The following is a 14,691-nucleotide window of genomic DNA, read 5'->3' as shown; positions in this document are numbered from 1 at the left end:
CTGTAGTGCGTTTTGACGCCTGCAGCTAACAAGCTTATGATCCAGCTAAATTTCTTTTCCGCATAAGGGACAGGTATGGGTAACAGAATGTGGATGATTCGCGGCGATGGCGGCAAACTCTATGACGATTTTCGCGATAAAAAAATCGTAGGTATTGGTTGGTCGCAACTGGCTCCTTTGGTCAAACCCGGCCTGTCCCGACCCCAGTTACTCGCCTTATACCAGAAAGTAGATCCCTTAATGAAGCTGGGAAGTGCCCGTTCGGGCGCATCACAGGTCTGGCGTTTTGTTAATGAAATCCAAAGGGGTGATTGGGTTATTACCTATTCGCCAGCCAATCGTACTTATCTGTTAGGCAAAGTTACTTCCGACTTCCAATATCATCCAGAATGGGTGGAGGAGGGGATGGGGATTGCTCGGCAGGTTAAATGGAATACTGAAGAAATCGACCGCGATCGTTTGTCTGTTACGACCAAAAATACACTGGGCTCTACGCTGACAGTTTTCCAGCTTCCAGAGTATGCATTAGTAGAGCTTTTACAGGATAAGAAACCGACAGTAGACGTTATTACTCAGAATCCAGTTCGAATGGATGAGGATGAAGTTATTTCAGATCCGCTTCGTGATATGGAAATGCTTGCGTTTGAGGGGATTAAAGATCGTATCAACTCACTCGACTGGGATGAGATGCAGGACCTTGTTGCCGGCGTCTTACGCAGTATGGGATATAAAACTCAGGTGTCTCCCGCTGGAGCCGATCGGGGTAAAGACATTATCGCTTCACCTGATGGATTTGGCTTTGAAAATCCGCGTATTATCGTTGAGGTAAAACACCGCAGAGAACAGATGGGAAGTCAGCAAATCCGTAGCTTTATTGGCGGCCGTCATAAAGACGATCGTGGGCTTTATGTCAGTACTGGTGGCTTCACTAAGGATGCTCGATATGAAGCCGATCGTTCGACGATACCGCTGACGCTTTGGACGCTGGATGACCTTGTCAGAGCGCTTATCGAAAACTATGAGCAAGTCGATATTGATACTAAACTGCTGGTGCCTCTCAAGAAAACCTATATCCCCGCCAAAACTTAGTTTCGACAGCAGTTAAGATGCATGATTAAGTCGCCTAAGGGCGGCTTTTTTATCTGGCATTTAGCGTTTATTAGTCTCATTGAATGTAGATGGACATTAACCTGACACATCCACCGCTCTCCCCAACTGTTTTTTCACTCGCAGTATTCATTTCTTTGTCCTGTATCGTTTGCGATAGACCTCTTAGCAGGTATCATTTTGCGCAATGCATTCCAAAACTGAATTCTTGCCTCTGCATATTTGCAGTACGGCTGTGATCTCCCCGAGGGCTTCATGACTAACACTAACTTTTCTCAAACGGCTGCGTTTATCTGGTCGGTTGCCGATCTGCTGCGCGGTGACTTCAAACAGTCTCAGTACGGGCGCGTGATCCTGCCCTTTACGCTGCTGCGTCGTCTTGAGTGTGTGCTGGCGGAGACCAAAGATGCGGTGGTGGCGAAATATGATGAATTAAAAACCAGCACACTGCCGGAAGATGCCAAAGAGAAGTTTCTGCTGCGCGCCAGCGGGCTTTCCTTCTTCAATACCTCGAAGATGGACCTTGGCAAGATGGGGCAGAACGACATCAAAGCCAACCTCGAAAGCTACGTACAGGCGTTTTCCCCGGACGCGCGTGAAATCTTCGAACACTTCAAATTCAGTGAGTTTGTCGGCCTGCTGGAAGATGCCAACCTGCTGTACAAAGTCGTTAAGAAATTTGCCACCACCGATCTCAGCCCGAAAGCGATTTCAAACTACGAAATGGGCCTGGTGTTTGAAGAACTTATCCGCCGTTTCGCGGAAAGCTCCAACGAGACCGCCGGTGAGCACTTTACCCCACGCGATATCGTGCGTCTGACCACCTCACTGGTATTTATGGAAGATGATGAAGCGTTGACGCAGGACGGTATCATCCGCACCATTTATGACCCGACGGCCGGGACCGGCGGTTTCCTCTCTTCAGGCATGGAATATGTGCACGAGCTGAACCCGAAAGCGGTGATGCGCGCCTTCGGCCAGGAGCTGAACCCGGAGTCCTACGCCATTTGTAAAGCGGATATGCTGATCAAAGGGCAGGATGTCAGCCGCATCAAGCTTGGCAACACGCTCTCTAACGACCAGCTTCCCGCCGATCACTTCGATTACATGCTGTCGAACCCGCCGTTTGGCGTGGACTGGAAAAAGATCGAGGGTGAGATTAACAACGAGCACACGCAGAAAGGCTTTAACGGTCGATTTGGCCCGGGCCTGCCGCGTGTTTCCGACGGCTCGCTGCTGTTCCTGATGCACCTCATCAGCAAAATGCGGGACGTACAAAATACAGATGGTTCGCAGATTCAGGGCGGGCGAATCGGCATTATCCTTAACGGCTCTCCGCTGTTTACCGGTGGCGCTGGCAGCGGCGAAAGCGAAATCCGTCGCTACATTCTGGAAGCCGATTTGCTGGAAGGCATCGTCGCGCTGCCAACCGATATGTTTTACAACACCGGCATCGCCACCTATATCTGGGTCCTCTCCAACAAGAAAGCGTTTGAGCGTAAAGGCAAAGTACAGCTGATTGATGGCACCAACCTGTGCGGCAAAATGCGCAAATCACTGGGTTCCAAGCGTAACCTGATGGGCGATGACGACATCAAGCTGATCACCCAGACCTTCGGTGATTTTAAGGTGGTGGATGCCACAACTCTGGAAGAGCTTGGTCTGGAAAAAGCCGCTGAGCAAAAATCCAGTCGTGGCCGTCAGCCTGCCACCGCAAAAACCGAAGCGCCGAAAACCTTCGCCAGCAAAATCTTTAACATCACCGATTTTGGTTATCGCCGTCTGACCATTGAGCGCCCGCTGCGTTTATCCGCTCAGGTGACGGATGAGGCGATTGCGACGCTGCGCTTTGCGCCGAAGCCGTTTAACGCGCCGATGGAACGTCTTTATGAAGAGTTCGCATCCCAGTGGCAGGAGGATAGCTACGGTGATTTCTCCGAACTGGAGGCAGAAGCGCGCGCCATCATCAAAGCCGAATTTGCCGAGCTGAAAGAGAAGCAGATTAAAGACCTGCTCGACAGCAAACTGTGGCTGGCGCAGCGTGAGTTAATGGAAAAAGCGCAGCAGATTCAGATGGCTCTGGGGATGCAGACGGGTGGGAAAACGCAGGTTAGCAATGACTTTAACCAGTTCCAGTTGACCCTGAAAGGGGCCATCAAAACCGCTGGCGTGAAGCTGGATGCGAAAGAGAACAAGCAGTTTATCGATGCCATCATCACTAAAAACCCAGATGCCGAGCCGGTGGTGAAGAAGGTACTGAAAGAAACCGCTCAGCCGCTATACGGCGCATTTGAATACAAAGGCAAGGTGGTGGAGTTTGAGCAGGACGGCGAGCTGCGCGATAACGAAAACGTGCCGCTGAACCCGGCGGTGTCTACCAGCGACCTGATTGAAAACTATTTCGAGTCTGAAGTTCTGCCGCACGTGAATGACGCGTGGATCAACGCCGATAAGCGCGACGCGAAAGATAATGAGGTGGGGATTGTCGGTTATGAGATTCCATTTAACCGCCATTTCTATGTCTATCAGCCACCGCGTCCGTTAGAAGAGATTGATGCCGATCTGGATGCGGTCAGCGCCGAGATTATGAAGCTGCTGCAGGAGGTACATTCCTGATGGCTAAGTATAAGGCGTATCCGGAGTATAAGGAATCTGGGGTTGAGTGGTTGAAGGCGATTCCTGAGCACTGGAAAATTAGTAAACTTCGTTACCAATTTGTTTTTGGTAAAGGGCTCACAATCACGAAAGAGCATCTTCAGGATGAAGGCATTCCGTGTGTGAATTATGGGGAAGTACACTCGAAATATGGTTTCGAAGTTGATCCAGAAATTCACACTTTAAAGTGTGTTAGTGATAAATATCTCAAAGATAACTCTAACTCATTATTGGCTAAAGGTGATATTGTTTTTGCTGATACGTCAGAAGATATAGATGGATCCGGGAATTTTACGCAATTAGTGAGTGATACAGTGACGTTTGCTGGATACCACACAATTATTGCACGACCATTTGAAAGGGAGAATAGCCGATTCTATGCTTATCTCTTGGATTGCAAAGAGTTAAGATCGCAAGTACGGCATGCAGTTAAAGGGGTCAAAGTATTTAGTATCACTCAAGCAATATTACGAAATCTTTCAATATGGCTTCCATCAAAAGATGAACAAGCGCAAATTGCTGCATTCCTCGATCACGAGACCGCAAAAATCGACAACCTGATCGAGAAGCAACAGCAACTGATTGAACTGTTGAAAGAAAAACGTCAGGCAGTGATTAGCCATGCCGTCACCAAAGGGCTAAACCCTGATGTGCCGATGAAAGATTCTGGTGTTGAGTGGTTGGGGGGAGTGCCCAGCCATTGGCAAGCACTACCGACTAAACGTCTTTTCAGACTTGTTGCAGAACCAGCTGAAATAAATAACGACTACGAGCTTTTATCAGTTTATACAGCTATCGGTGTTGCCCCTAGAAAAGATTTGGAACCGAAAGGTAATAAAGCATCAACTACTGATGGATATTGGAAGGTTAGACAGGGTGATATTATCGTTAATAAATTGCTTGCCTGGATGGGAGCTGTGGGCTTTTCTAATTACGATGGGGTGACTAGCCCTGCATATGATATTTTAAGAAAAGTGAAAGACATAAACCCCAAGTTCTATCATTACCTCTTCAGATTAGAGTTGACACAGCGAGAATTCAAACGATGGTCTAGGGGCATTATGGAAATGAGACTTCGTCTGTATTTTGAAGAGTTAGGAAGGATCATCATGCCTGTACCGTCCAGACAAGAGCAGGATGTGATTGTTGAAGAGATTGAAAAAATAGAACACCAATATTCTCAACTTGAAAATATTGCTTCTCATCAAATTGATCTTCTCCAGGAACGCCGCACCGCCCTGATCTCCGCCGTCGTCACCGGAAAAATTGACGTCCGCGACTGGGTTGCCCCGGACACGCGGGATGTTGAGGAGCCACAGGAGGCCACCGCATGAGCATGGACAGCACCAAAGAGCTGATTTTCCAGAATAACATAATCGCTCAAATGGAAGCAAAAGGCTGGGTTCGTGGCAAAACGGACGGCTACGATCGCGAACGTGCGCTTTACACGCACGATGCGCTGAACTTTGTGCAAACCACGCAGCCGCAGGAGTGGGAGAAGTTTGCCAAAATTTACCCTACCGATACCGAGCGTCATTTCCTCGATGCGCTGGTGGCGCAGTTAAAAAAAGCGGATATCAACGCAACCGATATGCTTTCACGCACTTATGGCACGCTTGGCGTATTGCGTCATGGTATCAAAAGCCATAATGCGCGTTTTTCCCTGTGCCAGTTTAAGCCGGAACATAACCTCAATCCGGAAACCCTTGCGCGCTACAAACAGAATATCTGCCGCATCGTGCCGGAGCTGGTTTACAGCCCTCATGCGTCGAATGCCGCATTTGAAGAAACGGGCGCTAAGGCGAAGAAATGGCGTATCGACCTGGTGCTGTTTGTTAACGGCTTGCCGGTCGCCACGCTGGAGCTAAAGTCTGAGTTTAAGCAGACGGTCAACAGCGCCATCAATCAATACAAGAAAACGCGCCTGCCGAAAGACCCTGCGACTAACAAGCCGGAGCCGTTGCTGACCTTCAAGCGCGGCGCGCTGGTGCACTTTGCCGTCAGCCAGTATGAAGTATTTATGGCGACCAAACTTGATGGCGATAAAACCTTCTTCCTGCCGTTTAACAAAGGGACTCATGACGGCGGTGCGGGGAACGACATCCCGGAAGATGCCAACGACTACGCGACTAGCTACCTGTGGAATGAGGTGCTGCTGCCGGACAATCTGCTGAAAATTCTGGCGAGCTTCGTGCATCTGCAAATCGTCGAAAAAGAAAACGCCATTGGCCTGAAGTACAAAAGCGAGAGCCTGATTTTCCCACGCTATCACCAGTGGGACGTGGTGAACAAACTGATCACCGCCGCCACGGTAGAAGGCACCGGCAATAAATACTTGATTCAGCACAGTGCGGGGTCGGGTAAATCGAACTCTATCGCCTGGACGGCCCATCAGCTTTCCCGCCTGTACGATGAAAATGGCGAGAAGCAGTTCCACTCGGTGATTGTGGTGACGGACCGCACCGTGCTTGACGATCAGCTGCAGGACACCATCTACCAGTTTGAACACCAGGATGGCGTGGTCGGGCGCATCAATAACAAAGAAGGCGACGGTTCTAAATCGGAGAAGCTGGCCAGCGCGCTGGAAAACTCTCAGCCGATTATCATCGTCACCATTCAGACCTTCCCGTTCGTTCTGAAAGCGATTGAAAATAGCGTCAGCCTCAAGCAGCGTAAATACGCGGTGATTGCCGATGAAGCGCACTCCTCGCAGAGCGGTTCTACGGCGCGTCAGCTGAAAGAAGTGCTGATGACCGAAGAGGCAGATGACGATGTGGAGATGTCTTCAGAAGATATTCTGGATGCCACCATCGCCGCGCGTAAAGGCAGCAGCAACCTCAACTATTACGCCTTTACCGCCACGCCGAAGGCGAAAACGCTGGAGCTGTTTGGCCGTCGTCCTAATCCGAAGGAACCCGCATCGAAAACGAACAAACCGGAAGCGTTCCACGTTTACTCCATGCGTCAGGCCATTGAAGAGGGCTTTATTCTCGATGTGCTGAAGAACTACACCAACTACAAGGTGGCGTACAAGCTGCTGCAAAAGCTGGACGATCCTGACCGGGAAGTGGACAGCAAGAAAGCGAAGATCAAACTGAACCAGTGGGTCTCGCTGCACGATCATAACGTGTCGCAGAAGGTGAAGGTGATTGTTGAGCACTTCCGCAAGCATGTGATGCATTTACTGGCTGGCCAGGCCAAAGCGATGGTGGTGACCAGTTCGCGTAAAGCGGCGGTGCGCTACAAGCTGGCGTTCGATAAATACATCGCCGAGCAAAAGTACGACAAGATAAGCGCAATGGTGGCATTCTCCGGGGAAGTGGAATTCCATGAAGATGACCACAACAGCCTTGCGCTGCTTCACCAGAAGTTCACCGAAATCAATATGAACCCAGGCCTGAAAGGCCGGGATATGCGCAAAGCGTTTGATACCGACGACTATCAGGTGATGCTGGTGGCGAACAAATTCCAGACCGGGTTTGACCAGCCCAAGCTGTGCGCCATGTATGTGGATAAAAAATTGGGGGGCGTGGAGTGTGTACAGACACTGTCGCGCCTGAACCGTACCTATCCAGGAAAAGCGCAGTCCGGAACCTTTGTGCTCGATTTTTACAACGAACCCGACGAGATTTTGGGTGCTTTCCAGCCGTACTACCAGACAGCGGAACTGACGGATGTCAGTGACCCGCAACTCGTCTTTGAACTGTTTGAAAAGCTGCGTACCAGCGGCATCTTCCTGTGGAACGAAGTAGAGCAGTTCTGCGATGCGTTCTTCAGCAAAAACAAATCCAATGCGGCGATCAGCAATATTTGCAAGCCCGCGGTACAGCGCTGGAAACAACGTTACACTTCAGCGATTGATGCCTATGTGCTGGCCAAAGAGATGTTTGAACGCACCAAGAAGACCGGCGATGTTGTGCTGATTACTAATGCGGAAAACACTTTCAAAGAGTGCGAGAAAGAAAAAAGTAAGCTGGATATCTTCAAGAAAGATCTCGGCAGCTTTGTTCGTTTTTACGAGTTTATGTCGCAAATCGTCGATTACGACGACAAAAACCTGGAAAAGCTGAGCCTGTTTGCTCGCCATCTGCGTCCGTTGCTGCATGAACAGCGTATCGAAGAAGACGAGATTGATTTAAGCAACGTGGAGATGAGCCATTACCGTCTGTCGAAGCTCCATGAACAGCATCTGAAGCTACAAGAAGATGCTGAAGACTACAAAATAAAACCGGGTAATGATGTCGGTACGGCAAAGCCGAAGGACAAGAAAGAAGAGTTTCTGTCGAATATCCTGGCTCGCCTTAACGACCTGTTCGTGACCGATAATCTGACCGATAAAGACATGATCAATTACGCCTTCGCGGTGCGCGACAAGCTGTCAGAAAACCAGGCGGTGATGACCCAGATTGCTAACAATACGCGCGAACAGGCGATGCTGGGTGATTTCCCGAAAGCCATTGATGATGCCGTTATGGACAGCAATGACGCCCAGCAAGAGATGATGATGCAATACCTTTCTAACCCTGAATTGGCGAAAGGCTTTGCCCGCGTGGTGTTTGATATGTTGAAAGGGGCATAACAAGCTATAAAGGTGCCATGAGGTTACTAACTTCATGGCTTTTTTTATCCGTATTGTTACGTTTAACTTTACCAGGAGAAACTGATGGATACAGTGGAAGAGATAAACGGTACCTATTATTTTGATGGTCTTTCAAACCTGTCAGCACAGGCGTTGCTACGCTTTTCCTCGGTAACAACAGTATTGATGTACCAGGTAAACCCAGAACGGCAACACGGGGTACATCGCGCGCTTCAATCCTCTTCCGTAAGCATCTCTCGTATACTTTTAAAAAACGCATACTCCCTACTTTGACTTGTAAGTCTTTTACCATGCGCGGGCTTAAAATTTTCTGTGTTAATAATTTGGGCGCTTTTGTTGGTCGGGCAGTATCTGTATTTGGCTGGGTTATCCTTGCTAATGATGTTGCTCAAATTAGTTTCAGGATTGTTCACCAGTATAATCTGCTCGTATGTCCGGAGGATAAAACAGGGTTAACAACATCATGGATAATGAGGTCAGGCGGTTCATTAAGGATGATTTGCCTTTAGTCACGACGCTGTTCAGAAAGGTTGAAATTAATGATAGTGCTACGCTGCAAGAATTTTTTGAGGCTGATGATGTAGCTGAAATGACAGAGAAATTCTTCAGCCACTTTGATGTTGAGCCAGCCCGTTTTTCTTTAAGTAATTACTATCCCTGGAAAACGAGATCTTTCCCCTCTCGTAAGCCGCAAAGTAAAGATCAAAAACCGTTGACCATAGCGATGTATATCGAGTCTGCACGCGTCGGGAAATGGTTGTTTGATTAGTCCAACCGGCGAAGCTAAGCGAACATCCACCCAATGGCTAATGGCATCTCTGAGCGTCTGGCGCCATTTTGCTGCCAATTAAATCTGAGCCAACAAAAAAGCCACCCTTGCGAGGTGGCTTAATTACATGATTTTACAGCTAAAATTTGGTGGCCCCTGTTGGGTTTGAACCAACGACCAAGCGATTATGAGTCGCCTGCTCTAACCACTGAGCTAAGGGGCCGTGGCGCTGGATTATAAAGGAAGTGGCGATGCCAATCCAGCCTAAGCGGTAACGGGTGCTGTTTTTCTAAGCAACCTGCTTGCCAGGCTTTATACTTTAGGAATCCGTAAGTTATCAGGGCAGGAATATGATTACCGATCTCATCGCGCCAGGGCTGCGCGTGGTTTTTTGTGGAATTAACCCCGGCAAGTCGTCGGCGCACACCGGATATCACTTCGCCCATCCGGGCAACCGCTTCTGGAAGGTTATCCATCAGGCCGGGTTTACCGAACGGCAACTCAAGCCCGAAGAAGAGCATGAGCTGCTGGATACCCGTTGCGGCATTACCATGCTGGTTGAGCGCCCCACGGTGCAGGCAAGCGAGGTGGCAAAGCAGGAGTTGCACGAGGGCGGGCGTTTGCTTGTAAAAAAGATAGAGCAGTACCAGCCGCAGGCGCTGGCGGTGCTGGGCAAAAAAGCGTTTGAGCAGGCGTTCAGCCAGCGCGGCGTGAAGTGGGGAAAGCAGGCTATAACCATTGGCGAAACGGAAGTATGGGTGCTGCCGAACCCTAGCGGGTTAAACCGCGCTTCGCTGGACAAGCTGGTGGAGTCTTATCGCGAGCTGGACGAGGCGCTGGCCATGCGCGGACGATAGTAGAGGACGAAGGCGCTACGCTTTTTGTTCTGCTAAACCATGTCTCCTTCACCCCGACCTTCTCCCGAAGGGAGAGAGGGGAAAACGTCAGGGAAGGTTGTTTATGACGGCAGGCGTCGCTTAGCTGACCCGTCCTGCAACGTGGATATCGTATGAAGCAGCAATGGCGGGCAGCGCTTCGCTGACCCGTCCTGCGACGTGAGTACCCTATGAAGCCAGTCATAGCAGGCAGCGCTTTGCTGACGCGTTCTGCAGAAGTGATAAGCGATAACCGCCACGCATCCCTTAAAAAAAACCGCCTGCTAAGAGGCGGTTTTTTATGTTAGTCAGCGAGGCTGGCTGTGGCCTGGTCGACCAGCATCTGGCCGAGCGAGGTCTCAATCTTGTAGCACAGCGTCTGCATACGAGACTGGTAAGCGCTCATCACGATATCGTTGATGCGCGGGTTCAAATCCTCTTTCACTGAGAGAAACTTGCTGGTTTTCGCAGTCAGTGTCGCCATCTCGCCCGCGTAGCGGTTGTAGGTGCGCGGCCCGTAGGCCCGCAGGGCTTCAAGCTCCTTGCGGCAGGTCTCCTGCGCCATCAGGCCATTATTATCCGGCTCGGTGCGGGCAGGCGGCGCTGGCGGCTGCGGCGCTATCGCGGCAGGCTGAGCAGGCGCGGGCGTAACCAGAGAAGTGGGTTTCTGAGATTTATTTACGCAGCCTGCCAGAACGACGCAAAGCGTCACGAGCATCATTTTTTTCATTCGTATGGGGTCCCTTGCTGTGTTAAAAAACACACGAAGCCGGTTCGATTGGCTCAAACAGAGGGAAATTACATTATGAAACATAAGTCTGACAAATGATTTTTGCTTAAGTAATTAACGCGCTCACATAAGAAATGAACGTAAAGGGCAGGGCGGAGGAAAAGCAGGAATAAAAAAGCCCTCGCGAGGAGGGCTTAATCAGAGAGACGATTAATCGTCAAGGAAGCTGCGCAGCACTTCAGAGCGGCTCGGGTGACGCAGCTTGCGCAGCGCCTTCGCTTCGATCTGACGGATACGTTCGCGGGTAACGTCGAACTGTTTACCCACTTCTTCCAGCGTATGGTCGGTGTTCATGTCGATACCGAAACGCATACGCAGCACTTTCGCTTCGCGAGCGGTCAGGCCTGCCAGCACGTCGTGCGTGGCGGCGCGCAGGCTTTCCGTGGTCGCGGAGTCCAGCGGCAGCTCGAGGGTGGTATCCTCGATAAAATCGCCCAGATGCGAATCTTCATCGTCGCCAATCGGCGTTTCCATGGAGATAGGCTCTTTGGCAATTTTCAGCACCTTGCGGATTTTATCTTCCGGCATCAGCATGCGCTCGGCCAGCTCTTCCGGCGTCGGCTCGCGGCCCATCTCCTGCAGCATCTGGCGCGAAATACGGTTGAGCTTGTTGATGGTCTCAATCATATGCACCGGAATACGGATGGTACGCGCCTGGTCGGCGATAGAGCGGGTGATAGCCTGACGGATCCACCAGGTGGCGTAAGTAGAGAACTTATAGCCACGGCGGTATTCAAACTTATCCACCGCTTTCATCAGGCCGATGTTGCCTTCCTGAATCAGGTCGAGGAACTGCAGACCACGGTTGGTGTATTTCTTGGCGATAGAAATCACCAGACGCAGGTTCGCTTCCACCATCTCTTTCTTCGCACGGCGGGCTTTTGCTTCGCCGATAGACATGCGACGGTTGATGTCTTTCACCTGCTCGATGGTCAGGCCGGTCTCTTCTTCGATCTGCTGCAGCTTCTGCAGGCTGCGATGCACATCTTCCGCCACTTCATGGAGCTTCTCAGACCATGGTTTGTTCATGGCGATAGCGGCGTTGAACCAGGTTTCGCTGGTCTCGTTGCCGGTGAAGAGCGTGATGAAGTTCTTCTTCGGCATTTTGCACTGCTCAACGCACAGCTTCATGATGATGCGTTCCTGGGTACGCACGCGGTCCATCATGGCGCGCATATTATTCACCAGGTAATCGAACTGCTTCGGCACCAGACGGAACTGCTTGAACACTTCAGACAGCTTCAGGATCTCTTCCTGAGCGGCGGCATTGCTGCGGCCCTTGGCTTTAATGGTGTCGCGGGTGACCTCGTACTGGGTGCGCAGCTCTACAAACTTCTCGCGCGCCAGTTCCGGGTCGATGCTGTTGTCGTCATCACTGCTGTCATCGTCAGACTCTTCGTCTTCATCCTCGTCGTCGTCCATCTCTTCCTGAGAGAGTTCAGAGCCAACGTGGGTGGCGGTCGGCGCCATGTCTTCTTCCGCGTTCGGATCGACAAAGCCGGTGATGAGGTCGGACAGGCGCGCTTCGCCTGCTTCTACGCGATCGTACTGCTCCAGCAGATAGGTGATCGCTTCCGGGTATTCTGCAACAGAGCACTGTACCTGGTTGATGCCGTCTTCGATGCGTTTAGCGATGTCGATTTCGCCTTCACGCGTCAGAAGTTCAACGGTACCCATTTCGCGCATGTACATGCGCACCGGGTCGGTGGTACGCCCGATTTCAGATTCCACGCTGGAAAGCACCTGCGCGGCGGCTTCGGCAGCATCTTCGTCCGCTGTGTTTTCCGCCAGCATCAGATCGTCGGCGTCCGGGGCCTCTTCCATTACCTGGATGCCCATATCGTTGATCATCTGAATGATGTCTTCGATCTGGTCGGAGTCGACAATATCTTCCGGCAGATGGTCATTGACCTCAGCATAGGTCAGATAGCCTTGCTCCTTACCACGAGTGACAAGAAGCTTCAGCTGTGACTGCGGGTTTTGCTCCATAAGACGGTATCCACACTTATTTCATGAGGGTTGGTGTCGGTAGGCGTTGCCGCCAACAATAGCATTGCGGGCTAATTTCTTTTGTTGCCGCTGCCCGGCATGCGGCTTTCGGGGGTGTCCCGATATATAATCGGCAATTAAGCCGCGGAAATTTATTTTTTAGCGCGTGCTTCAGTTATCACGCGAACTTCTTCACGCTCCGCCGGCGTTAACCCATGGGTACGCGAGCGGGCGATCAATTCCGTTAATCGCAATTCCAGCGCTGAATCGAAAAGATGGTCCAGCGAGTCCGTGAACGTTTTTTCTGCAATATCCTTATCTGCTATATCGTCCCAGGTTGCGAGTTTTTCAAGGGTAGCGGCCTCTTTTGTGCCGCGATAATGCTCAAGCAACTGCCCGGTGGTCAGACCAGGCTGAGAAAGACACGTATTTACCAGCTCGGCGAAAAGCGCGAGGCCGGGTAATTTGCTCTCATCAAGCCCGGCGAGCGACGGCACCAGCGGCGCCAGCTCGGGGTTCTGCACCAGTAACCCTATCAGTATACGCATGGTTGTGCGTTTTAGCGCTGGCGCCGGGCGCGATTGGGCATTATCCGATTGTTTGGGCATCAGCCGCTCAAGCTGGCTGTCATCCAGAATGCCAAGCTTGTTGCCAAGTTCCTGGCGTAGATAAATACGCAACGTTTCGCCTGGCACCTGGCTGATTAACGGCAGCGCCAGCGTGCTGAGCTGCGCGCGGCCGTCCGGCGAGCTTAAGTCCACCTGCGGCAGCAGGCTGTTGAACAGGAAAGTGGAAAGCGGCTGCGCCTGTTCCATTCGTTGTTCAAACGCCGCTTTGCCCTCTTTGCGCACCAGCGTATCCGGGTCTTCGCCCTCGGGCAGAAACATAAAGCGTAGCTGACGGCCGTCGGTCATGTACGGCAGGGCGGTCTCCAGCGCGCGCCATGCGGCGCTGCGGCCCGCACGGTCGCCGTCATAACAGCAGATGACGTTATTGGTCACCCGGAAGAGCATCTGGATATGCTCCGCGGTCGTCGACGTGCCGAGCGAAGCTACCGCGTAGTTAATGCCATACTGGCCCAGCGCGACAACGTCCATATACCCTTCCACCACCAGCAGGCGGGGCGGGTTCTGATTGCTTTGCTGCGCTTCATAAAGGCCATACAGCTGGCGGCCTTTGTGGAAAATCTCGGTTTCCGGAGAGTTCAGATACTTCGGCAGGGCATCGCCCATTACGCGTCCGCCGAAGCCAATCACGCGGCCTCGTTTGTCGCGAATGGGGAACATCACCCGCTCGCGGAAGCGGTCGTAGCTGCGGCCCTGGTCGTTGGTCACCAGCATGCCCGCATCGATTAACGATTTGCGGTTTTCGCTGTTGCCGCCGAAGCGCTTAAGCACGTTATCCCAGCCCGGCGGCGCGTAGCCGATAGCGAAATGGCGGATCACCTCTTCGCTCAACCCGCGCTTTTGCAGATACTGCCTTGCGGGTTCGGCGCCCGGTTGCGCCAGCGCTTGCTGATAAAACGCGCTCAGGCCGTCGAGCAGCTCGTACAGCGTCTGGCGCTGATGGCGTTCAATCTGGCTTGGGCCGTTGCCTGCTTCATAAGGCACTTCGAGGTTGTGCATGGCCGCCAGTTCTTCGACGGTTTCCACGAACTCGAGCTTGTCGTAGTTCATCAGAAAGTCGATGGCGTTGCCGTGCGCGCCGCAGCCGAAGCAGTGATAAAACTGTTTTTCACCGTTTACGGTGAAAGAGGGGGTTTTCTCGTTATGGAAAGGACAGCACGCATGGTAATTCTTGCCCTGTTTTTTGAGCTTCACGCGCGCATCAATCAGGTCGACAATATCGGTGCGAGCCAACAGGTCATTGATAAAGACACGTGGGATTCGTCCAGCCATAAGCCCCG

Annotated in this window: 9 protein-coding genes, 1 tRNA gene and 1 pseudogene; 7 read left to right on the top strand and 4 right to left on the bottom strand. The window is 51.6% G+C overall.

Going from position 1 to position 14,691, the window contains the following annotated elements; translation table 11 throughout:
- Positions 1–75 precede the first annotated feature (75 nt).
- From ACU4F7_RS18430 to ACU4F7_RS18405, 6 genes and pseudogenes are all read left to right on the top strand, one after another.
- Entirely contained in the window at positions 76–1,089 is a 1,014-nt protein-coding gene (locus tag ACU4F7_RS18430; RefSeq protein WP_481637505.1) for a restriction endonuclease, read from the top strand.
- A 273-nt stretch (positions 1,090–1,362) separates the two neighbouring features.
- Positions 1,363–3,723 (top strand): type I restriction-modification system subunit M, encoded by a 2,361-nt coding sequence (locus ACU4F7_RS18425; RefSeq protein WP_481637504.1) that lies wholly within the window; start codon positions 1,363–1,365, stop codon positions 3,721–3,723.
- On the top strand, positions 3,723–5,096 hold the full coding sequence (locus tag ACU4F7_RS18420; RefSeq protein WP_481637503.1) for a restriction endonuclease subunit S: 1,374 nt from the start codon (positions 3,723–3,725) through the stop codon (positions 5,094–5,096). The genes ACU4F7_RS18425 and ACU4F7_RS18420 overlap by 1 nt, the downstream gene beginning before the upstream one ends.
- Positions 5,093–8,341: a type I restriction endonuclease subunit R gene (locus tag ACU4F7_RS18415; protein WP_481637502.1), complete on the top strand. Its 3,249-nt coding sequence runs from the start codon at positions 5,093–5,095 to the stop codon at positions 8,339–8,341. The genes ACU4F7_RS18420 and ACU4F7_RS18415 overlap by 4 nt, the downstream gene beginning before the upstream one ends.
- 84 nt (positions 8,342–8,425) lie before the next feature.
- A pseudogene (locus ACU4F7_RS18410) lies at positions 8,426–8,871 on the top strand (STM2901 family protein).
- Positions 8,826–9,131: a DUF1493 family protein gene (locus ACU4F7_RS18405; protein ID WP_481637501.1), complete on the top strand. Its 306-nt coding sequence runs from the start codon at positions 8,826–8,828 to the stop codon at positions 9,129–9,131. Before ACU4F7_RS18410 ends, ACU4F7_RS18405 begins: the two are co-directional and overlap by 46 nt.
- Positions 9,132–9,278: 147 nt before the next feature.
- Here the strand turns inward: ACU4F7_RS18405 and ACU4F7_RS18400 are convergent.
- A tRNA-Ile gene (locus ACU4F7_RS18400) sits at positions 9,279–9,354 on the bottom strand.
- Between the two features lie 127 nt (positions 9,355–9,481).
- Here ACU4F7_RS18400 and mug point away from each other — a divergent pair.
- Positions 9,482–9,988 (top strand): G/U mismatch-specific DNA glycosylase, encoded by a 507-nt coding sequence (mug, locus tag ACU4F7_RS18395; RefSeq protein WP_481637500.1) that lies wholly within the window; start codon positions 9,482–9,484, stop codon positions 9,986–9,988.
- Positions 9,989–10,310: 322 nt separating this feature from the next.
- Here mug and ACU4F7_RS18390 read toward each other — a convergent pair whose 3' ends face one another.
- From ACU4F7_RS18390 to dnaG, 3 genes are all read right to left on the bottom strand, one after another.
- On the bottom strand, positions 10,311–10,736 hold the full coding sequence (locus ACU4F7_RS18390) for a hypothetical protein (RefSeq protein WP_029591111.1): 426 nt from the start codon (positions 10,734–10,736) through the stop codon (positions 10,311–10,313).
- A 210-nt stretch (positions 10,737–10,946) separates the two neighbouring features.
- Positions 10,947–12,785 (bottom strand): RNA polymerase sigma factor RpoD, encoded by a 1,839-nt coding sequence (gene rpoD / locus ACU4F7_RS18385; RefSeq protein WP_029591110.1) that lies wholly within the window; start codon positions 12,783–12,785, stop codon positions 10,947–10,949.
- A gap of 152 nt (positions 12,786–12,937) precedes the next feature.
- Entirely contained in the window at positions 12,938–14,683 is a 1,746-nt protein-coding gene (gene dnaG / locus ACU4F7_RS18380) for a DNA primase (RefSeq protein ID WP_029591109.1), read from the bottom strand.
- Positions 14,684–14,691: the final 8 nt, after the last annotated feature.

This window comes from Franconibacter pulveris (genome assembly GCF_056780215.1).
Note: the sequence above shows the minus strand (reverse complement) of the source record. Positions and strands in the feature narration are given on the sequence as shown.